Raw genomic sequence first — 22,467 nt, 5'->3', positions numbered from 1 at the left:
ACTACAGCCGCTCGCCGCTTCTGTAAAATCTGATGCCGACCTTTTCAACCGTCGCAAGCCCTTCCTTCACAGCGCCGTCTATCATCGGCAGGAACTCTTCTATCTTTTCAGCGGTATCTATTAACTCAACCACTATCGGCAGGTCGCTTGAAAGCCTCAGTATCTTGGCGGTATGAAGCCTGCTGTGGGCGCCGAACCCTTCAAGCCCTCTAAGCACGGTCGCGCCAGCAAGCCCGCTCTCACGCGCCATCCTCACTATCCATTCATAAAGCGGTATGCCTTCATGCTTGTCGCTCTCGCCTATGAAGATTCGCAGCAGATGCCCTGTCTCTGTAAGTTCCATCACATTCCTCCTTAAATAGCGCGTGATATCGCATTGCCGATCCAGACTGCGGATAGACAGATTGTAATATGAAAAATGATATTTGCAAAGGCTTTTATATTTTCAGCATCGCGGAAGAGCGCCATCGTCTCATGGCCGAATGTCGAGAAGGTCGTGAAGCCGCCGAGGAATCCGATAAACAGGAAGAGGCGGATCTCCGGCCCCAATACATTTCTTGCCTCGGCAAGCCCGCCTAAAAAACCTATTACAAGGCATCCAAGCACATTGACCACGAGCGTGCCGTAAGGAAATCCTGCAAAGGGCATGGTGTCATAAACCCAGCCGCTGAGCAGATACCTTGCGACAGAGCCCAAAAAACCGCCGGAACCAACAATAATTATCTTGGTCAATATTGCTCTCCTTGAAAAAATCTTTAAAATTATAACAGAACCGTTCTTCATAGTGTTTGACTTTTATCATTCACTTCTTCATAATTATTTACTAAAAGCAATAAAAACAAGGAGATATCATTATTATGAGGAAGCTTTTCATCAGGTTTTCTTTCGCTTTTGCAGTTCTAATTTTTGCCTATTTAAGCCTCTCTTCATCAGCATATACCGCCGAGAGCATAAAGCTCGGCATAGCCGGCGCTCACAGCGGCGACCTTGCTTCATACGGACTGCCGTCTGTAAATGCTGCTGAACTTGTTATCAAGGATATAAATGCAAAAGGCGGGGTACTCGGCAGAAAGGTTGAGCTGTTGATCGAAGATGATGTGTGCAAACCTGAGATTGCTGCCAACACAGCGGCAAAGCTGATCTCTCTGCATGCGGATGTTGTGATGGGGCATATATGCAGCGGCGCCACAAAGGCAGCGCTTGGGATATACAGAGATTCTAAGATAGTTCTTATGTCTCCGTCCGCCACCAACCCTCCGCTCACGCAGAGCGGCGACTATCCCAACTTCTTCCGCACAATAGCATCTGATGACGCGCAGGCAAAGCTTGAGGTTGATTTTGCTCTCAATACGCTTAAGGTAAAGAAGATAGCCGTGCTTCATGACAAGGGAGATTACGGCAAGGGGCTTGCAGAGTTCGCAAAGAAGTTCCTTGAGGATTCAGGCAAAGCAGAGGTCGTGCTGTTTGAAGGCATTACTCCGGGCGCGGTCGACTACTCCGCTGTTGTACAGAAGATCAAACGTTCAGGCGCTGAAGCTGTCATATTCGGCGGTTACCACCCCGAGGCTTCAAAGATCGTCACGCTCATGAGAAAGAAGAAGATGAATACATACTTCATCTCTGACGACGGCGTAAAGGATGACACATTCATCAAGGTCGCAGGGCAGTACGCAGAGGGAGTTTACGCTACAGGCCCGAAGGATGTCTCAAAGAACCCGCTCGCGCTCAAGGCAAACAGCGACCATAAGGCAGCGTATGGAACAGACCCCGGCGCATTTTTTCTGAATGCATATGCAGCGACACAGGCGCTTATGAACGCCATCCAAAAGGCAGGCTCCACAGATTATGCAGCGGTCACAAAAGCACTGAGAACTGAGTTTGTTGATACTCCGCTCGGGAGGATACGCTTTGATGAACGAGGCGACGCAGTGGGTGTCGGCTTCTCGATGTATAAGGTGAATAAGGGGGGGTATGAGGAAGTTAAGTAGGGCGGGATTTAACTAACCCTGATAGTTTTTCAAAAACTGCTTTGGTGTCAATATCCTGATACCCATGTATTCCTTTACTGCAAGGACTTCTTTATCCCCGGATATAACAACATCTGCCTTTAATGCCGCAGCGCATTCGATGAACTTATCATCATCAGGATCATTCATAACAATCTTTATTTTTGGTGTTTTCGTAGTAAACAGAATGTTGAAACCTCTTGAGAAAAGGGATAACAGTTCCTCAAGTTCTTGTTCGTCCTTAAGGCCGATCCTGTGAAGCACGTCTATATATTCATTTAAAATTGCATGAGACAGGCAGAGTGTTATCTTTTCATTCTTCCAAAAGTCTGTTATCTTCTTTGGATTCCCGCCGAAAAAAGATGAGACAAAGATGTTTGTATCAATAACAACCCTCATGCCAGTTTCTTCCGCGATGCCTTAATCGCCTTATTTATCGTCGAGGGCGTTACTCCTTTTGATCTCAATTTAATTCCGATCCTGCTCCAAAGGTCCTCAACATATGCGCCGATGTCGCGTTCCTTTATACGCTCTTCTATAAGCTCCCGTACCACCTCGCTTGTAGTCTTGCCTTCTATCCTGGCAAGCTTATTAAGCCTGCTCTTGACCTCATCGTCTATCCTTATGATCATCTGAGTTGACATATCTTTCCTCCTGATATAATTTGTATCTTTTGTATATATTGTATATCAGATATATAAGGTTGTCAAAGTGCCTTCGTAAGCACGAGAATGACGTAAGGAAGAGGGATGACAATAAATATGAATCAAATCAAAAAAGCATCTCACATGGGATTCCTTCTTTTTTAAATCCTTTCATTAACTCTTTCCCCGTCTTCAGGAAACAACCATCCTCCATCGCCCACATCATCCCGTGTGCTTTGAATAACCTGTCAGCGTAATGATAGTTCAGTCTGTCTATGAGCACATTATCCACTTTGCCCGTTAATTTGCTGACCAGCCCCGCAGCGCCCGGCAGAATCGGCGCTATCATGGCAAAGGTTTTGATCCCTGCGGAGTGAAGTTCTGCCAATGCCTCTATCCTCTTATTAATGGGCGGGGCGCCGGGCTCGAATATCTTTCTAATCTTGTCATCGGCAGTTGTTATTGTGAAACCGACCTCGGCATCGCCTGCTCTCTTCAGTATCTCAATATCTCTGAGTACAAGCGGGGACTTGGTCTGAATGGTAAAAGGCCAGTTGTTCTCAGCGAGGATGTATAGGCATTGCTTCGTGATCATATACTTTTTCTCAAGAGGCTGATAGGCATCGCAGACGCCGCTTATCCAGACGCGGCCGATCTTTTTCTTCTTAATCTCTTTTGCCAGAAGTTCAGGGGCGTTTATCTTTACATCGACAAAATCCCCCCAGGGCTCGGTATGGCCGGTGAACCTCTTCATGAACTTGGCGTAGCAGTAAGCGCAGTTATGCGCGCATCCAACATATGGGTTTATTGCGTAGTCATAGATTTGTGATTTAGAAAGGATACTCTTTGCGGTGATCTCCCTGATCTTCATATTTAAATCTTATCACAGCGAGGGTTCAGATTGTATGGGAATAAAGTGAAACATCATCCGGTTTACATCGTGATATAATACTGAAATTCAATCTGGTGCAGGGAGGTTATGGAATACTTCTTTGAGCTTCTGCTCGGCGGGCTGACGCGCGGGAGCATATACGCGCTTATCGCTCTCGGGTACACGATGGTGTACGGCATTATTGAGCTGATCAATTTTGCGCATGGCGAGATATACATGATCGGCGCCTTCACTGCGCTTATCATCGCGAGCGTCCTAACTGTCTTGGGTTTTAATGAGATATCCATTCTATTTCTCGCTTCTGCAGCAGCTGTCATATACTCATCCGCTTACGGATTTACGATTGAGAAGATAGCTTATAAACCTCTTCGCAGCGCGCCCAGGCTTTCACCGCTTATCAGCGCGATAGGGATGTCTGTATTTCTGCAGAATTATGTGCGCCTTGCCCAGACATCTGACTTTCTCCCTTTTCCGTCGCTCATACCTGAGTTCAAGTTCATGGAGAATTATGAGCATATATTCAGCTCGGCAGAGCTTGCCATACTCATCACCACAACTGTGGTCATGCTGATACTTACACTCGTCATTAAATATACGAAGATCGGGATGGCTATGCGAGCTACTGCACAGGACAAGAAGATGGCGATGCTTGCCGGCGTAGATGTGAACAGGATAATCTCGATAACATTCATTATCGGTTCTTCACTTGCAGCTATCGGCGGGGTGCTTATCGCATCCCATATAGGGCAGATAAATTTCAACATAGGATTTATAGTCGGCATCAAGGCGTTCACAGCTGCCGTGCTCGGCGGTATCGGAAGCATTCCGGGCGCTGTCCTGGGCGGCTTCTTCCTCGGATGGGTCGAGAGCCTTGCGACAGGATATGTATCAAGCGACTATGAAGATGTATTCGCATTCGCCCTGCTGGTTCTGGTTCTCATATTCAGGCCCGCGGGGATACTCGGGAAATCAGGTTCGCAGAAGGTATGAAAAATTAAATAAATGATCAATATCACTGAAATAAAAAGATCGCTTCTCGCATCCATTTGGTTCATGTTCCTGACATTTCCCATTATGGTGATACGGGTCAATCCGCTTGAGAATGCCATTGAATGGAGATGGTGGAATATGGCGTTTGTCGGGGGAGGGAGCTTCTTATTATCTTTTCTATGGAGATGGATGATAAAGAGGAAAGAAGCGGACGTTCAAAGTGAAGCATCAGGAGAGGCGGCAGGTATTACAATATTTTATAAATTCAAGAAGACGGCTTTCTTTATCCCGTCTGTTATAGCTTTTATATTATTGACCGCATTATTTCCATTCCTCTTTTCAACTTATCAGGTAAATATATTGACCACCGCGCTGATGTACGCTGTGCTCGGGCTCGGACTTAATATAGTTGTCGGGCTTGCCGGTCTGCTTGACCTCGGATATGTTGCATTCTACGCTGTGGGCGCTTACAGTTACGCGCTTCTTAATCTTCACTTCGGACTTGGTTTCTGGACCGTCCTGCCTGTCGGGGCCTTACTTGGCGCTCTCTTCGGCATACTGCTCGGATTTCCGGTGCTTCGCCTGAGAGGTGATTACCTTGCGATAGTGACGCTCGGCTTCGGCGAGATCATAAGGTTGATACTTGAGAACTGGAATGCGTTCTCATTCGGGCCGAGCGGGATAGCAAATATTCCGAGGCCTTCCTTCTTCGGCATTGAGTTATCACTTCAGTCTACGACAACATATATCTACTTCCTGATGATCGGACTTACGGTCTTTACCATTATCGTTGTTAACAGGCTTTCGGACTCGCGCATAGGCAGGGCATGGCTTGCGTTGCGGGAGGATGAGACAGCCTGCCAGGCGATGGGCATAGACAAGACAAAGACAAAACTCTCTGCATTCGCCCTCGGCGCGACATGGGCGGGCATGATGGGAGTGATGTTCGCGGCAAAGACGACATTTATAAATCCTGCCAGCTTCACATTTCATGAATCAGCGATAATCTTGTGCATCGTAGTGCTCGGCGGTATGGGCTCGATAGTCGGGGTTATCACAGCGGCTTTAATTCTTATACTCCTGCCGGAGTACCTGAGGGCTTTCTCTGAATACAGGATGATAGTCTTCGGCGCTGTGCTTGTCATCATGATGGTATTCAGGCCGCAGGGGTTAATAAGCAATGTGCGGCGTACTTATAAATTTGAAAAGGCGGATGATTAATAAGTCTGATTTTAATTCATTTACATATTAATTCTGTCATTCCGGCTTGTCCGGAATCTATCTTTCAAGTGTATTAGGGGAAGATTCCGGACAAGCCGGAATGACACTAATACGGTAATGGATCTTAATTTAATGGAAAACGTGCTCTCAGTAAATAATCTGACTATGGATTTCGGCGGGATAAGGGCACTCGACCATCTCAGTCTTAATATTAAGAGGGGCGAAATACTTGCGCTTATCGGCCCAAACGGTGCAGGCAAGACAACTTTCTTCAACTGTATAACCGGATTATATGAACCATCAAAAGGAGATATCTTCATATCGCCGCCTGAACAAAAGAGAGAGAAGATAAACGGGCTGAAGCCGAACATCATTACAAAGCTTGGCATGGCGCGTACATTTCAGAATATCCGCCTCTTCCCGAATATGACAACGCTTGAGAATGTTATGATAGGCCGCCACTGCCGGACTCATTCAAACATTATCGGTGCTCTCTTCAGAGGCAGCTCTGCAATGAATGAAGAGAGGGAAACGGTCAAAAGAAGTTACGAGATGCTTGAGAAGACAGGTTTAGGTTCATATGTGAATGAGGCTGCAAAGAACCTTCCCTACGGCGCGCAGAGGCGGCTTGAGATCGCGCGAGCCCTTGCAACGGAGCCTTTTCTTCTGCTTCTTGACGAGCCTGCGGCAGGGCTCAACAGCAGTGAGACTCAGGAGCTTGACAGTATGATAAAGACGATACGGGATGAAGATGGCATAGCCATTCTTCTTATTGAGCATGATATGAAGCTTGTGATGAGCATCTCCGACCGCATAGCTGTCATGGATTACGGCAAGAAGATAGCAGAAGGCACGCCGGATGAGATAAGGAATAACTCTGTCGTCATAAAGGCATATCTTGGAGAGGAATTCGTTGCTTAAGCTTGTTGATGTCAGAACATATTATGGAAATATTCAGGCGCTCAAGGGCGTTAATATCAAGATCTCCGAGGGAGAGATAATAACACTTATCGGCGCAAACGGAGCCGGCAAGACCACAACCCTGATGTCGATCTCAGGCGTTGTTCCTCCACAATCAGGCGAGATACTCTTCTCCGGCAAGTCCATTCATAAGATGAGTCCTGATAAGATCGTATCATTCGGTATATCACAGGTGCCCGAAGGACGACATATATTCCCGCAGCTGACCGTAATGGAAAACCTGCGCATGGGCGCTTTTCTACGCAAGGACAGAGACGGCATCAGGAAAGACCTTGAATATATATTCGGCCTCTTTCCGATACTCACATCAAGGTGGCATCAGGCAGGAGGAACTCTGAGCGGCGGGGAGCAGCAGATGTTAGCCATATCAAGGGCGCTCATGGCAAGGCCGAAACTGCTGCTGCTTGATGAGCCTTCTCTCGGTCTTGCTCCAATGATAGTAAAACAGATATTTGAGATCATAATAAAGATCAACTCAGAGCATGGAACTACCGTATTTCTTGTTGAACAGAACGCTAACCTGGCGCTTCAGACGGCTCACAGGGGATATGTAATGGAGAATGGCAGTGTGGTTCTTGAGGGAACAGCCGGTGAACTGCTTTCCAATGGAGATGTCAAGAAGGCATATCTCGGCCTTTAATGCCGGATTGACTTTCATCTATATTCTGATAAAATTCCTTATATGACATTGATCTTATTTACTGTCTGTTTAATCTAATGGCCTTTAGATGAAAGATAACTACGGGAGGGGTAAAATGGATATACTTCAGGCGATCAGGGAAAGACGCTCAATTAACTTTTTTGAACCGGGACAGGATATTTCCGACGCAAAGCTCAGGGATCTCATCACACTGGCAAACCTTTCTCCATCTTCATTCAACCTCCAGCCGTGGCGGGTTGTTGTAGTGAAGGGTGCTGAAAGGAAAAAGGCATTGAGAAAGTGCGCGTTTGACCAGCCCAAGGTTGAGGAGGCATCGGCTGTCCTGATAATCATCGCAGATCCTGACGGTGTTGAAAAGAACAGCGGCAGGGTGCTTGACAGCTGGCAGGAGCTTGGATTTATGAAACCTGAGATGCGCGAGACATATCTCGGGATGATGAAGAATCTTTATGGCACAGTTGAGAGCATCACGAGAAAGATATTTGCCGCAAAAAATGCCGCTCTCTTCGGGATGAATATTATGCTGGCGGCTAAAGGGCTTGGGCTTGAGACGCACCCTATGGATGGTTTTGACGGGGAGGCGGTTAAGAAGGAGTTCGGTATTCCGGCTGACAAGATAATCCCGATGCTGATAGCTGTCGGGCATCTCAAGTCAGGCATAACTCTTCTCCCAAGGGCCTTCAGGCGTGAGATTGACGAATTCATGAGTTTTGAATCCTATAAATGAGGCGTATATGTGGAAAAAGCTGCTTGAGCTGACAAGTTTTTTAAAACCATGGTGGTGGCTGATACATCTTGCGGGGATTGCCGCGGTATATTCTTTAGGGAACCTGCTCTGGAGGTAAGATGCTGAAATATTTTATGAGATTTAAACCGGGATGGTGGGTGCTTCATATCATCGTAATTTACCTTACATTGTATCTCGGCCATATAGCCCATTTTTAGGATCAAATGAAAAAAGGAACATTATTGACAGCGCTTTTCCTGCTCGCCGTTTCAGGCCTGCTGCTGCATTTAAGGATACATTACTTTATGGTGCCGGATAAATTAAATCCCGGAGTCACGCATTTTGACATTACCAGATTTTTCTCATTTATCTTTCCGCTTATCGATGTCATTGCCGTAACAGCGCTTTACCTCTCAAGGAAAACCGTTGTTTATGGATTTCTTCTGAACGGGATGATAGTGATATACGGCACCGTATTTATGGCTCACTTCAGCATAGCGGACCTTGTCGCAAGATCCGCGCCGCTTCAGGACTGGATATTTAAATCAACTCTTCCTGATATCGGCATTGCCTGGGGTGATTTCTTTATTGGAAAAACGCTTTATGAACTAACAATTAAATCATAAACTAAACCAGGAGGAATCATGAAAGCGGTTGAAATAGCGATAAAGATGGAGACTGACGCGATTAATTTTTACAAAGAGGCAGCGGCCAGGACATCTTCGCCGGTCGGAGAGAAGATGTTCCTGTCAGTAGCAGAAGATGAAAAAAGACATCTGCTGATGCTTTCCAAAATATTTAAAGGCGAGGAGATCATTATAGAAGATGTTAATCCCAAAGATAATATCAGGACTATCTTTGAGGCCATGAAGGACGAGATGATGCAGAGGATCAAAGCGACTGATGATGAACTTGAGGCCTTTAAAATTGCCATGCAGATGGAAAAGGACGGGATTGAGTTTTACAAAAAAGCGGAACTTGAGGCCAAGTCCCAAATAGAGAAAAAGTTATTTAAGAGGCTGATTGAAGAAGAGAGGCATCATTATGATATCTTTGCAGAGACATACTCATTTCTGCTGGATACAGGGAACTGGTTCATGTGGGATGAACACAGCATTGTCGAGGGTTAAACCATAATTATCAAAAGGAGGGCACATGGGGTATTCAAATGTTGCGTTAAAGGATAAGGTGGTAGAGATATACCCGGAGATATCAGAGAACGGGATATCGGTAAATCTTAATTTTGATAAAGAAAGGAATGTATACGTCATCAGGCTGAAAAAAGACGCGCATGAATTAAATGCCTACCTTGACAAGAAGGATGCTGACGACTGCGTGGACGGCGTTAAATGTGTTTCGCTCGGCATCAAGATAGGCGAGTTTATAAAGAATTTTAAGAGATAGCCGATCCTGTACTGATATAGATGTAGATAACCGGCCTGAAACATACGGGTAATCTGCTTGAAAAAAGATATAAGCCTGAATGAACAGACTCTCAAAAGAAAACTCTGCGTACCTGAAACACGCATCTCACCATAAGATCGACTGGTATCCCTGGTCAGATGAAGCTTTTATTAAAGCTGGGGTAGAGGACAAACCTGTATTTCTGAGCACAGGCGCTGTCTGGTGCCACTGGTGCCATGTAATGGCAAAGGAGAGCTTTGAGGATGATGAGGTTGCGAAGATATTGAATGAGAAATTCATATGCATCAAACTGGACCGTGATGAAAGGCCTGATGTGGACAGGAGATACCAGCAGGCTGTCTCTTCAATGGGCTACGGATCGGGATGGCCGTTAAGCGTCTTTCTTACGCCTGATAAAAAACCATTCTACGGCGGAACATATTTTGCCCAGGACGACAGCTTTGGAAGGCCCGGTTTCAAGAAGGTGCTTGCAGCGGTTTCCGAGTTCTACGGAACCAGAAGAGATGAAGTTAATGAATATACTGTTAAGGTGCTTGATTTTCTGAAAGAGAGGCTGTCAGCTTCGGGTGAACCGGACAGAAAGAGCATTAATGACGCGGTATTGAAAATTCTTAATGAGCTTGACCCTGTAAACGGAGGCTTCGGGACCTTCCCGAAATTCCCCATGCCAGGCGCCATAGGTTTACTCATGAACAGGTATTTTTTTACAAGGGATGAGTCTGTTTCTAACGCGGTAAGAAAGACGCTCCTCTCCATGGCAAACGGGGGTTTTTATGATCAGCTCGGAGGCGGCTTTCACAGATATTCCGTTGACGCTTCATGGAATATCCCTCATTTTGAAAAGATGGCAGATGACAATGCGTGGCTTTTAAGAAACTACGCCGATGCATATGCGCTATTTAAGGATGAACATTTCAGGGAGATCGCAGAGGGCATCATAGGTTTTATAAAGAAAGTGCTATATGACCCTGAGGGCGGATTTTATACAAGCCAGGACGCTGACGTCTCTCCTGATGACGAAGGCGGGTACTTCACATGGACGAAAGATGAATTCAGACAGGTTCTTGATGATGAAGAGTTCAAGATCCTGTCCCTCTATTTCCTGCATAAAGGCGGGGCGATGCATCATGACCCTTCAAGGATGGTCTTGTCTTTATCAATGACATTGGAAGAGATATCTTCAATTACCGGTATTGACATTAAAAAGGCCGCTGATATTATAAAGGCCGGCAAGGCCAAGCTTCTTTCACAAAGAGAATTGCGGGTTATGCCGTTCATTGACAAGGCCATGTACACCTCGATAAACGGCATGCTAATCTCTTCGCTCTTAAATACTTACAAGGTGCTTAATGACAAAGATATCCGAAACATTGCGATAAAAAGCCTCGACAAGATAATGCTCATGCATTACAAAGACAGGGAGCTGTATCACATTGAAGGTGTTAATGCCTTTCTTGAAGATTATGTCCATATTACAGACGCACTTATATCAGCTTATGAAGTTACCGCTTCCGGCTCATACATTTCACTTGCTGAAGAGATCATGAATAAATGTATTGAACGGTTATGGGACATGGAAGAGGGCGGATTTCTTGATTCACCTGACAGCCTGCTTGATATACGAATTAAGAGCATTGATGATATTCCTCATCCTTCAGCCAATTCGATAGCCGCCATCCTTTTAATGAAGCTTTATCATATAACCGGCGATATAAAATATAAGGAATATTCTGACCGTTCACTGAAATACTTCTATTCAGGAGCAAAGGAGACGGGAATTCATTCAGCTCATTATTTCACAGCGCTGGACGCAGGCTTTAACATGCTTGAACTCACGGTTCAGTCTCTTCCTGAAAGTGAACTGGCAAAGTCCGCGTTAACAGCTTTTTATCCATATAAAGCAATCAGCTTTGAGGCTGATAACAGCCGCATCATCCCATGTATCGGCAATACCTGTTTTGATCCGATCACTGATCCGGCAGGGTTAAAGAATTTTATTGAGATAAAATATTGCAATTGATTTAAAATTAAATAAACATTCATCAGGAGGAGATGAACATGAATTATTCCATTCAGGAGATAGTTGAACAGGCGGTGCAGACAGAGAAACTCGGGTATGAGTTTTATACAAAACTGGCTGAGAAGTTCAGGGATGATAGTAAGCTCTGCGGGCTTTTTGAACTGCTGGCGGGGCAGGAGCTTAAGCATGAGCAGGTCTTCATCGGCCTGAAAGATCAGATTTCTACCAAGAGCCTTGTTGACTGGGATGAGGCATCGCACTATCTTAGGGCCATTGTTGAGTCTGAGTTCTTTCTTGGAAGCAAAAAAGCGCTGCCGTCACTGCAGAATATTAAGACAAGCAATGATGCACTGCGCCATGCGATTTTATTTGAGAAGGAGACGCTGCTTTACTTTTACAGCATGCGCGACCTTGTGATAGAGTGGAAGGTCGTGGACGAAATAATCAATGAGGAGAAGTCCCATATAAAACTGATCGCGCAGTTGATGAAATAATTATAAGAATGGATTATTCGATAAAGATCGGCGGCGAGGCAGGGCAGGGCATACAGACCATCGGCGGCACTCTGGCAAAGACATTCTCCAGGTCCGGCTATCATGTATTTACCCATCAGGACTATGAATCTCGTGTAAGGGGCGGGCATAATTTCTATCAGATAAGATTTTCTGATAAACCTGTTTCTGCAAGCAGAGAGGATATCGACATACTTGTTGCCCTTGATACCGGGAGCATTCTCCGACATGAGGCAGAGCTTGCCGCTGACGGGATCCTTATATATGACTCCTCATTTCACAAGCAGAAACATGATAAGCCGTATTTTCTTGATGTGCCTTTTTCTGATCTGGCTTTAGAGCATGGCGGCAATAAGGTCATGCTCAATACCGCGGCTACAGGAGCCATACTCGGAATGTTAGGAATTGAGACTGATATTCTTATCGGGCTGATCAGGGAAGAGTTCAGGACAAAGGGCGATGATGTCATCAGCGGAAATATAAAGGCAGCAGTTGCCGGACATGAGTATACAAAAACCAGATGTGCTCAATGCTCTTTCACATTACAGAAACCGTCAAATAGTAAAATGCTCATCACCGGCACAGAGGCGGCCGGGCTGGGCGCGATATCATCAGGATGTAAATTTTATTCAGCTTATCCTATGACGCCCTCAACAGGAATAATGAACTATATTGCCGATAAAGAGAAAGAGTACGGAATAATTGTTGAGCAGGCGGAAGATGAGATATCAGCGATAAACATGGCGCTCGGCGCATCGTTTGCCGGTGTGAGGGCGATGACAGGCACTTCAGGCGGCGGCTTTGCACTGATGCAGGAAGGCGTTTCGCTTGCCGGTATGACTGAAACTCCTATAGTCATTGCCCTTGGACAGAGGCCGGGGCCTGCGACAGGCCTTCCGACAAGGACAGAGCAGGGCGACCTTCTCTTTCTTCTTCACAGCGGGCATGGTGAATTCCCCAAAATAGTCTTTGCGCCCGGCACCCCCGAGCAGGCATTCTATCTCACGAACAAGGCGTTTGAGCTCTCTGATAAATATCAGGTACCAGCATTTATTATTTCTGATCAGTATCTTGCTGATACTCAATGGACGTATGACAGTTTTGCTGCTGACAGGATCAAATATATTGACCGCAGGCTGCGCGGTGCAGAACTTGTAAAACTCTCTGAGTACCGAAGGCATGCTTTTACAGAAAGCGGTATTTCTCCTCTTGCGGTTCCCGGCGCGTCAGAACATCTCGTTGTCACAGACAGTGATGAGCATGATGAAGAAGGACATATCATAGAGGATGCTGAGACGAGGAACAGGATGATCGAGAAGAGGCTTTTCAAAAAAATGCCTTTGATAAGAGAAGAGATATCTCCGCCTCTTCTGTATGGTGATAAGGATCCTGACATTCTGCTTGTCGGCTGGGGCTCGACATACGGCGTGATAAAAGAGGTAGTTGATATTCTGTCAAATGAAAATAAGATAGCCATGCTTCATTTCAGCGAGATATATCCTTTTCCTTTAGAGAAGAAATTAAATTATTTAAATTTACTGAATAATTCCAAACTGGCGGTCTGCATTGAGAATAATGCCACAGGACAGTTTGCCAGACTGATAAAGTCAGAGACAGGTTACATCTTTTTTGAGAACGAGATAAAGAAGTACGACGGAAGGCCTTTTACTTTAGACGGACTTTTAGGAGAGGTGAATGCCCGCATTGGAAGATTATAAAGGACAGACGCCGGCATGGTGTCCGGGATGCGGCAACTTTAATATCCTCAGGTCATTTAATGAGGCCATGGTGGAGATGGGGATAGAGCCTCATCAATTCACTATCGTCTCAGGGATAGGGCAGGCAGCGAAGTTTCCGCATTACACAAAATGCAACACCTTTAACGGGCTTCACGGCCGCACACTTCCTGTTGCTACAGGTATCAGGCTTGCTAATCATAAGATGATCGTCATGGCGGTTGCAGGCGACGGCGACTGCTATGGAGAGGGCGGCAATCATCTGCTGCATGCCATAAGAAGAAACATCAATGTGAAGCTCTTTGTGCATGACAATCAGGTGTACGGATTAACAAAGGGGCAGGCGTCCCCGACAACTGCCGAAGGAACCAGGACAAAGAACCAGCCTTTCGGAGTCTTCTCGGAACAGCTTAACCCGATGGCGCTCGGCGTGGCGCTGGATTGCAGCTTTGTAGCAAGAGGATATGCAGGCGATTCAGAGCATCTTAAAGGATTGATAAAAGAGGCTGTCAACCATAAAGGTTTTACCTTAGTTGATATACTGCAACCCTGTGTTTCTTTTAATAAAGTTAATACGTACAAATGGTATGCTGAAAGGGTCTATCACATTGAGCCTGAATACAATTCTGAGGACAGGTTAAAGGCGTTTGAAAGGTCGCTGGAGTGGGGAGATAGAATACCGCTTGGAATTATATACAGGAATAACCGCCACACTTATGAAGATATGATACCGGTCATTAAAGAAAGCCCTCTTGTAAATCAATCCTTTGATTTGTCAAAATTGGAAGCCGCGTTAAAATTGTTTTATTAAGGACTGAATAATGATCATAAGATGTTGGGGAGCCAGGGGCTCAATCCCTGTTTCAGGAAAAGAGTATCTGAAATATGGAGGCGATACCACCTGTATTGAGGTCAGGACAAAGGACGATGAGGTCATAATCATAGATGCCGGAACAGGCATCAGAAGGTTAGGCAACAGATTTATAACTGAAGGCCGCCGCAAGTTTCACATCATCTTTACTCATTCGCATTGGGATCACATGTTGGGATTCCCATTCTTCAAGCCGATCTATCTGAAAAAGTCGCAGATAAACCTGTACGGATTTCCAACAGCGCAGGCTGACATGCACAGGTTCCTGTCAAAGACGATGAGGCCTCCTTTCTTCCCCGTCTGCTTTAAAGACCTTGCCGCCAATATCAGCTTCACTAAAATATATGAAAGCATTCTTCATATCGGATCGGCAAAGATAAGCCGCATAAAGCTCAGCCACCCGAACCTCGGGGTTGGTTACAAGATCGAGGAGGATGGAAAATCATTTGTCTTTATTACTGACAACGAATTCACATTCAATCATCCGGGAGGGCTTCAGTTCGATGATTACCTTGAGTTTTCGAGAGACTCGGATTTACTGATACATGACTCGGAATATACTGAAGGGGAATATATAAAAACAAGGGGATTCGGCCATTCCACGTACAAGGATGCGCTTAAACTTGCTATTGAGTCAAACGCAAAGATGTTCGGCCTTTTTCATCATAATCAGAACAGGTCAGATGATGAGCTTGATGGTATTGTCAATGATTGTCAGCAAATCATTCTCGAAAACAATTCAAACCTGAAATGCTTTGCCGCATATCCGGGTATGGAGATAGAGTTATAAGTTCATATCCTCCGTCCTTATTTCTTTTAAAATGGCAACGGCGGATACATCAGGTTATGCCCCGAATACATCTCAACCCAATCTGCGTTGATCTCCTCAGTTGATAGTTGCCTCCAACCTACATCGCTACCATTCTCATGGACAAACCATGGTTCGCTTTCATTACCAAACCAAAGCTCCCCAGGAAAAGCGCTATATGAAGGATCTCCGGTAAATTCTGGATTTCTACCAAAACGATCCACGCCATATACATCTGTATAGCTGGGAGTGAAATGAGACGTGTAGGGGTCCCCGAATAACCATATTACACTATTGGCATTACCTCCTGACCAGAATGGCTGCATGAATATAATTGAACTGTCACATTTATCGGGGATTGCGTCATAACCATCATTAAAATATGTGCTATGCAGCGGGCTGCTTGTATGTGTAGAATTGACATATACATAGTGACTATCTGTTGGATGATTAAGAAATCCACGAGTAGATCTCTCGATTCTATTAACAGTGAAACTATGATCTCCTACATTGACTATCGCTTTATGATATAACCGCCTATTCCCCGGCGTTGTTCCCTCCTGAACGAGTATTGCCTGCCCAGAAACCGGCTGCACGTTCCAGTAATACTGCGTGTTGTTAGCAAAGCCCCAGCTTTCCGGCACGGTCCTTGTTGCGGCTGTTATCATTAAAATGCTTTGGGTGTTGTAATATCCGCTTCTGTCGTCACCTGACTCCACATATGGTGTAGGCGCGCTTATAGATCCGGGGTATTTATATTCGTGTGTTTGATTGTCTCTTATCTTACGGTCATGATCCCTGAAAACTATGAAGTGCACTTTTGATACATCAAAAAAAGGATCAACGACCTTGCCGAAGACCGCACCTTCTTCACTCCCAAGTCTTCCTCTGAAGACAAGGGTGTATTGGGCCGATAGATCTGCAAATGGGGGAGGGATTAAGTTGAAGTCGGTGCTTCTGTTATCTCCCTCTATAAAAAGGTAGCTGCTCCACAAAAAATGTCTTGAGCCATCCCTGTTATCATCATAATAAAGCTCAAACGTTCCATCTATCTCTTCATTGGTATTGTTAACTATTACATTCCCTTGATCTGTTTCTATAAGGTCGATATCACCCCTGAAGAAATAATCCAACAGCCCAGCGGAGTAGCCGACGGCTCGGGGGATGAGATCGTTTGCATAAGTTTTATGTACATTATCATCAAGTGATATGGGTGTTACAAGCATAGTTGGATCGTTATGCAAAAAAGAATCTATTATTGTATTTACAGAAAAATCATTCCAAAACCCGAGAGCTGCAAAATGATCTACTGTTCGTGCTTCGGTTATCAGGGGACAAGGACCTCTATCGATTCTGCTAAGGTAGACTCTCTTATCAAGTGATCCTGGCTCATAATCACTACATATCTGTAGTTTATTTGGGTCGTCAATTTTCGGATATGTGTACATATGATAAGGCATCCTTAGTGTGTAAGGAATGGTAGAATCGCTTAGGTAATTTGCATTTGTAAATTCAGCCAAGCCAATGTTTAACCCGGAAGAAGGATTATCCCCCGTGTATTGATCCGTATCCCAAAAATCTGTAAGCCGAGGATTGGTAAAGGATGGATAGTTATTGTTAATATCGGAAGCAGGAATGCTTGTTACAGTATTTGTGTGTGTCTGAACATAATATTCATAGTGATTACCGAACCATTTTACAAAATCATCAGATGTTATTTTGTTAAATGCGACATGTGATGTGAAATCGTTTCTGACATGCGCAGGCACAGCCATATCCTCCAAAAGATGCAAGACATGCCCCACTGTCTTAAATGTGCTTGCAAAGTTAGCCTCTCTATCTTCTTTTGCAGTAGCAGTTAATGCCATATAAAAATAATTTCTTGCCTTATCCCAATTAATCGGGGCATAGTAAGGATCTGATGAAAATGTCTGTTTTTGCCCAACCGGCGGTGGTGATAAATATCCGGTGGCCCATGTTATGTTTGAAAACTTGGGTAGCCAGAATAAACACTTGGCATCCAGCCACGATGGCTCATCGCTCATGCCTGACTGGTTCCATGTTTTTAGTGGGTCATGAAAATGGTTGGATGCGCGACAGGCTGGGGAGTCTTCGTCAGTGGAGCCAGTCATAAGCAGTTCAAGTGCTGAAGTTGTTGGATCTTGAGAATTAGAGGGAAAACGTGAATTTACGCCTTTCTCAAAGCCGAGAGAAGTCCTCATAAATGTATCAAGACTGGATGCATCTATCACTGCTTTATTAGTGATATCAGGATGTGTTGTTTGATCGTCATACCCAAACACAATACCCTGATGAAAAATAATGAGAGAACATATTATTGCATAAATTCTGATTATCATGGACGTCTCCGTTTCTTCTTTTCTCTTTCGCTTAGCTCAAGAATTACCTGCTTCTCTTCGACATCTGAATATGTCCGCAAAAAAAGTTGTTTATCATTTGGACCACCAATAGTGCTATTGACCGCACTCATAGTAAATCCTTGATGGTCAACATAGCTATATGTATCCTTAAATTTGTCAAGTTTATATATATTCCCTGATCTCCACTTAAAATCTGTTCTATTCTGACGATCAGGAAAAACCCATCTGCTGCTCCATGTCACATACCCTTTTTTGTAAACAGCAACATCCGGCTGGCCAATAAGCAGCTTCTTCACATCTTCAACGGTAAACTGCCCATCTTTGTCAGTAATAACTTCCACAACCTTATCCGATTTTGTACTTGCCAATCCCGGCACTCCCTCCGCCTTTGTCCATTCAACAAGAACAACTGCTCCTTCAATAGGGGAACCGGTTTCAGCATCAACGACTGTGCCTGTAATTATCTTCGGCTCTGCCGAACACCCGGTAGCCATGAATATGACCATCATCAGCACAAGACATAAAATTCTCATATTGAAAATCCTCCTCAAAATAATCATGTTAAAATCCCCCAATCTTCCATAGCCCATTTTCATCAAGAACGAAATGGACAGGATAAGAGTATGAAGTGCCATCATCCTCTGTTTTTATGGCTCCGCATTCCAAAACTCTTCCGTAATTTACAGATAGTTTGAAATCAGTGTTTCTTGATAAAATAGAACTAATTTTTGCAAAACCAAATTGATTAAACATCTGCCTGTAAGTGTCTCGAACATCATAAACAAAATAATTAAGAGATGTTTCTATATCCTGATTCCCCAGTGCTGTCTTCATCCCCTCCCACTTCCCATGTAACAACTCATCAAGTTGTGCTTTATTCTGAACAACTATTGCAATCATATCAAAGTATGTAGTGCCGGGATTTTGATCATCTGTAACAGCAATGGTTGGATAATGAACTCCTTCGGTAGTATATTGAACCATGACGTTATTAAAGTTAACGTCATCATAATCAAGATGGAAAGTTGTCCCATTATAATTATTGTCCAACTGATAGGTTGATACGGAATTCGGTATCGCTGTATCAACGGAGAAATATGCATCAATAGGCGAAATGCCGGATTCGATATTTGAGTTCAATGTCACATACGGTTGTGCTATATCAGCAACTACATTTATTTCTTTTTGGACAGTATTACCATTAACATCGACTGCATTTACAGTAATAGTATTTGACCCTTGAACAAGAGGCAGATGATTCACAAAGAACTGATTCCCATAAACAACTGCAACAACTCCGTTGACGGTAACACCAGTCTCGTAATTAGTGCCGTTGATAATCGTTCCGCTGACCATAGTATCCGGTCTTTCTATTGCGGCAATGTCAGAAGGGTAGGTTATATTTAAAACAATCAGAGATGTCCTGAAACTTGCATCTGAACCAGTGACTTCACCGGCAGCATTCACAGCTCTTGCCCTAAAGTGATAAACAGTATTTGGTGCCAGCCCTGTTATGAACTCGGCAACTGTTGTATTCACTGTCCCATTGCCTATGGACTGGCCGGGAGTTGAGTGTCCGTAAGATGTATCTGTCCCCCAATCAAAATAGACTGTTGTTTGTGATGCATTTGGATTGACTGATGCGTACAAGACAGCAGAATCCCCATTGATATTGCTCGCAGGATTAGTTGTTGCCATTGGAGGTATGTCAAGGGTTACATGGTCATTATTGCCTAAATTCTCTGAGTCATAGGCGATGATCTGAGTTGTACTCGATAAGTCACTCATGTTCACGAAAGATATTTGATATGTGCTCTGCGGATCAATCGTATACTGCCTACCCAGTTCAGAACTCTCCAATGAGAGGAGATTGCCATCTGTACCATTGAGCGTCAATTCCCCAGTAAAGGTTTGCGTGCTTCCGGCCTCAAAGGTCAAGGTATCTCCTGTATCTGAAATCTTCTCTAAATTGTGGAATGTGGTTGAGCCATATATTGACTGGCCTGTTCCGACTAACCTGACAGTAGATAGCCCTGCAATAAAATCACCATGATTCTCCCAGTTGCCTGTTATGGTGATGTCAGAAGTTCCGCTTGAAGCATCCAATGTGCCGTTGATAATGATATCCCCATTGACTGTCAGGTTGTAGCCGTTCAAGATTAAACTGCTGCCTGTCCCGATGGTTAACATATTGACTTCAACATCTTCGCTAAGAGAAACGGACGCATTTTGAGGAATGATCACGGTATGATTGGCAGAGGGTATAAATTCAGGGTTCCAATTCAGTGGATCATCCCATGAAGTTGATTCAGAGCCGTCCCATGTAACAGAGCATCCGGCAACATCGATAATGCCGTCACAATCATTATCAATGCCATTACAAATTTCCGGTGCTCCGGGGTAAGTCAGTATATCGTTATCATTGCAATCTTCGTCAGAACGGTATCCATCACCGTCCGAATCATACAATGTATATTCATCAGCACCGATGTCAACGGAATTGCCAAATTTTCTATTATCGCCCTCAAAGTCTACCTCAGTAAGTAAACGAGCAGAGTCATTCCCTCTATCTATTAAAGGTGAGGTTGATGACAGATGATAGTCATTATTTAACTTATTCACAAATAACGGGTCTTGGAAAAATGGGTCAGTGATAATACTTAAGTTAATATTTGGCGCCTGATTTATATTTATTCCATAAGGCCTTAACAATCTATAGTAATTGTTGTAAACATAAGCCACGTCCGGCGTATTTCCTGATACACCATTAATAGTGATATCCGTACTTCCATTATTGAAAACGATATTGTTTAAAATGGATGCCTTTGCATTCTCGGAATTCAGGTAAATATTCAAAGCTCCTCTATAACGGCCATTAAAAGTACGATTATCACTATTGTTCTCTGTAATTGTATTGTTTGCTACATATAACTTTCCTGCTTCATAAATCGATAACTCACATGCTTCTCCTTTCATGGTCACGTTATTGTCATAGATCAAATTATTTGTTACGACAATATTCCCACTGTCAGACCAGGCTCCTAAAGGGTCTTCATAATTATTCCTGATAATATTGTTGCTTATTTCTAACTGCGCGCTGCCAGAAGACATCATAAGCCCGTACCATCCATTTTTAATAGCTACTCCATCTACATGCAGTTTCACATGTGTGGGAACAGCAGAATCAGGATATGCCTCTAACCCGATAACCCCGTCACTCATATTCACACCATCAAGAACAGTACTTGAGGCATCATTGTCCCTGACAGTGCAATCACTCGAATATCCTCCTTGGACAATTAAACCATAAGGTTTATCAGAATAATAATAGAAAAACCTATTATCGTTTTCACTTGTTCTATAAGTTCCTTTTACAAGCTTTATGAGATTATTGGAACCATTACTTTCTGCGTCGGTCAGTGCCAGCTGAAGATCTGCGCTGTTATTCACGCAATGAGAAATGGTACATGCATCACCATAGCCGTCATTATCGCTGTCTTCCTGTAAAGGGTTTGCAACGTAAATACAGTTGTCATCACAATTATCAGTATTGCCGCCTCTGCATGGATTTTCACCGCTTATGCCGTTACCATCAATGTCATTCAAAATGCCGTCATTATCTGCATCCATAGCATTTAATTGCGGGTCAGTTCCATTCTGATATTCCTCCAAATTAGTAGCACCATCCCTATCAGGATCAAGGCCTGCATCATTCATGAGCGGGTTAAGGCCATTTTCCACCTCCCAATCATCAGGCATTAGGTCATTGTCATCATCAGGATCACATGCATCACCTATATTATCAAGGTCATAATCAGGCTGTTCATCAATATGAGGACTACCATTAATATCTATCCAATCAGCTTTAGGGTTATAGACATCAGGACAGTTGTCAGCGTTATCTCCTATGCCGTCACCTGAACCTGTATACATATAAATCTCTCGAGGGCCATTTCTTCTATCTATCCAAACGATATACTCTCCTGATATTGCAGGTAAATACTGATCTGCAGGATCAAAGGTGATCTGTGTCTCTGTCGCAGTTGCGATATCATACATGTAGATATCATCATCGCCATTTCTTGTATCTTTCCAGACGATGTAATTGCCTGATATGGTTAGTTGGTGCTGATCTGCAGAGTCAGAGGTGATAGGAGTCACTGTCTCAGTTGCGATGTCATACATATAAATATCTTCATTGCCATTTCTTGTATCTACCCATACGATGTAATCACCTGATATGACCGGTTGATACTGATTTGCGGGATTATTAGTGATCCGGGTCTCTGTCCCTGTTGAAATATCATATAGATAGATGTCCCAATTACCATTTCTCTCATCATCAAAAACTATTCTGTTTCCTGAGACATCAGGAGATCCCTGCTCTGATAGATCGGTAGTTACACGTGTCTCAATTTCTGTTGAGATGTTATACATATAAATATCATTGTTTTCATTTCTTGTATCTGGCCAGACGATGTAATCACCTGATATGACCGGTTGATACTGATCTGCGGGATCATTAGTGATCCGGGTCTCTGTCCCTGTTGAGATATCATATAGATAGATGTCCCAATTACCATTTCTCTCAT

Annotated in this window: 22 protein-coding genes; 14 read left to right on the top strand and 8 right to left on the bottom strand. The window is 44.1% G+C overall.

Features of this window, described 5'->3' with window-relative positions; genetic code table 11:
* Position 1: 1 nt before the first annotated feature.
* Together HY807_05530 and crcB are read right to left on the bottom strand one after the other, a co-directional pair.
* Positions 2–343: a DUF190 domain-containing protein gene (locus HY807_05530; protein MBI4825866.1), complete on the bottom strand. Its 342-nt coding sequence runs from the start codon at positions 341–343 to the stop codon at positions 2–4.
* Positions 344–354: 11 nt separating this feature from the next.
* Positions 355–732 (bottom strand): fluoride efflux transporter CrcB, encoded by a 378-nt coding sequence (gene crcB / locus HY807_05525; GenBank protein ID MBI4825865.1) that lies wholly within the window; start codon positions 730–732, stop codon positions 355–357.
* A gap of 125 nt (positions 733–857) precedes the next feature.
* Between crcB and HY807_05520 the strand changes: the two genes are divergently transcribed.
* A complete protein-coding gene (locus tag HY807_05520; protein ID MBI4825864.1) occupies positions 858–1,988 on the top strand; it encodes a branched-chain amino acid ABC transporter substrate-binding protein in 1,131 nt (376 codons plus the stop codon).
* Between the two features lie 12 nt (positions 1,989–2,000).
* Here the strand turns inward: HY807_05520 and HY807_05515 are convergent, their stop codons facing one another.
* The 3 genes from HY807_05515 to HY807_05505 form a co-directional block, all read right to left on the bottom strand.
* Positions 2,001–2,405 carry a putative toxin-antitoxin system toxin component, PIN family gene (locus tag HY807_05515; GenBank protein ID MBI4825863.1) on the bottom strand — a complete coding sequence of 135 codons (405 nt, stop codon included), beginning with the start codon at positions 2,403–2,405 and terminating at the stop codon, positions 2,001–2,003.
* Complete coding sequence (locus tag HY807_05510) at positions 2,402–2,650, bottom strand: ribbon-helix-helix protein, CopG family (GenBank protein ID MBI4825862.1); 249 nt, start codon at positions 2,648–2,650, stop codon at positions 2,402–2,404. Before HY807_05510 ends, HY807_05515 begins: the two co-directional genes overlap by 4 nt.
* Positions 2,651–2,777: 127 nt before the next feature.
* Positions 2,778–3,521, bottom strand: a complete 744-nt coding sequence (locus tag HY807_05505; GenBank protein MBI4825861.1) for a radical SAM protein — start codon at positions 3,519–3,521, stop codon at positions 2,778–2,780.
* Positions 3,522–3,629: 108 nt separating this feature from the next.
* Here HY807_05505 and HY807_05500 point away from each other — a divergent pair, with 108 nt between their 5' ends.
* The 13 genes from HY807_05500 to HY807_05440 all read left to right on the top strand — a co-directional run bounded on the left by HY807_05500 (position 3,630) and on the right by HY807_05440 (position 15,476).
* A complete protein-coding gene (locus tag HY807_05500) occupies positions 3,630–4,532 on the top strand; it encodes a branched-chain amino acid ABC transporter permease LivH (GenBank protein MBI4825860.1) in 903 nt (300 codons plus the stop codon).
* Between the two features lie 12 nt (positions 4,533–4,544).
* Positions 4,545–5,753: a branched-chain amino acid ABC transporter permease gene (locus HY807_05495; protein MBI4825859.1), complete on the top strand. Its 1,209-nt coding sequence runs from the start codon at positions 4,545–4,547 to the stop codon at positions 5,751–5,753.
* 132 nt (positions 5,754–5,885) lie between these two features.
* A complete protein-coding gene (locus HY807_05490) occupies positions 5,886–6,674 on the top strand; it encodes an ABC transporter ATP-binding protein (GenBank protein ID MBI4825858.1) in 789 nt (262 codons plus the stop codon).
* Positions 6,667–7,374, top strand: coding sequence for an ABC transporter ATP-binding protein (locus tag HY807_05485; protein ID MBI4825857.1), 708 nt, complete (start codon positions 6,667–6,669; stop codon positions 7,372–7,374). The genes HY807_05490 and HY807_05485 overlap by 8 nt, the downstream gene beginning before the upstream one ends.
* A gap of 115 nt (positions 7,375–7,489) precedes the next feature.
* Positions 7,490–8,122 (top strand): nitroreductase family protein, encoded by a 633-nt coding sequence (locus HY807_05480; GenBank protein MBI4825856.1) that lies wholly within the window; start codon positions 7,490–7,492, stop codon positions 8,120–8,122.
* A 224-nt stretch (positions 8,123–8,346) separates the two neighbouring features.
* Positions 8,347–8,748 (top strand): hypothetical protein, encoded by a 402-nt coding sequence (locus HY807_05475; GenBank protein MBI4825855.1) that lies wholly within the window; start codon positions 8,347–8,349, stop codon positions 8,746–8,748.
* A gap of 18 nt (positions 8,749–8,766) precedes the next feature.
* Entirely contained in the window at positions 8,767–9,252 is a 486-nt protein-coding gene (locus tag HY807_05470) for a ferritin family protein (GenBank protein MBI4825854.1), read from the top strand.
* A 25-nt stretch (positions 9,253–9,277) separates the two neighbouring features.
* Positions 9,278–9,526, top strand: coding sequence for a hypothetical protein (locus tag HY807_05465; protein ID MBI4825853.1), 249 nt, complete (start codon positions 9,278–9,280; stop codon positions 9,524–9,526).
* A gap of 79 nt (positions 9,527–9,605) precedes the next feature.
* Positions 9,606–11,567 carry a thioredoxin domain-containing protein gene (locus HY807_05460; protein MBI4825852.1) on the top strand — a complete coding sequence of 654 codons (1,962 nt, stop codon included), beginning with the start codon at positions 9,606–9,608 and terminating at the stop codon, positions 11,565–11,567.
* A 32-nt stretch (positions 11,568–11,599) separates the two neighbouring features.
* Positions 11,600–12,061: a ferritin family protein gene (locus HY807_05455; protein ID MBI4825851.1), complete on the top strand. Its 462-nt coding sequence runs from the start codon at positions 11,600–11,602 to the stop codon at positions 12,059–12,061.
* Between the two features lie 8 nt (positions 12,062–12,069).
* On the top strand, positions 12,070–13,797 hold the full coding sequence (locus tag HY807_05450; protein ID MBI4825850.1) for a 2-oxoacid:acceptor oxidoreductase subunit alpha: 1,728 nt from the start codon (positions 12,070–12,072) through the stop codon (positions 13,795–13,797).
* Positions 13,775–14,626, top strand: a complete 852-nt coding sequence (locus HY807_05445) for a 2-oxoacid:ferredoxin oxidoreductase subunit beta (protein MBI4825849.1) — start codon at positions 13,775–13,777, stop codon at positions 14,624–14,626. Before HY807_05450 ends, HY807_05445 begins: the two co-directional genes overlap by 23 nt.
* Positions 14,627–14,636: 10 nt before the next feature.
* Positions 14,637–15,476, top strand: a complete 840-nt coding sequence (locus HY807_05440) for an MBL fold metallo-hydrolase (GenBank protein ID MBI4825848.1) — start codon at positions 14,637–14,639, stop codon at positions 15,474–15,476.
* A gap of 26 nt (positions 15,477–15,502) precedes the next feature.
* Here HY807_05440 and HY807_05435 read toward each other — a convergent pair whose 3' ends face one another.
* The 3 genes from HY807_05435 to HY807_05425 all read right to left on the bottom strand — a co-directional run.
* Entirely contained in the window at positions 15,503–17,854 is a 2,352-nt protein-coding gene (locus HY807_05435) for a hypothetical protein (protein ID MBI4825847.1), read from the bottom strand.
* A complete protein-coding gene (locus tag HY807_05430; GenBank protein ID MBI4825846.1) occupies positions 17,851–18,408 on the bottom strand; it encodes a carboxypeptidase regulatory-like domain-containing protein in 558 nt (185 codons plus the stop codon). Before HY807_05430 ends, HY807_05435 begins: the two co-directional genes overlap by 4 nt.
* Before the next feature lie 28 nt (positions 18,409–18,436).
* Positions 18,437–22,467 (bottom strand): right-handed parallel beta-helix repeat-containing protein (locus HY807_05425; GenBank protein MBI4825845.1); only part of this gene is annotated, 4,031 nt, incomplete at its 5' end.

Source organism: Nitrospirota bacterium (assembly GCA_016207885.1).
GTDB lineage: Bacteria > Nitrospirota > Thermodesulfovibrionia > UBA6902 > UBA6902 > JACQZG01.
The sequence above is the reverse complement of the archived record's forward strand: the minus strand, read 5'-3'. Positions and strand labels throughout refer to the sequence as shown.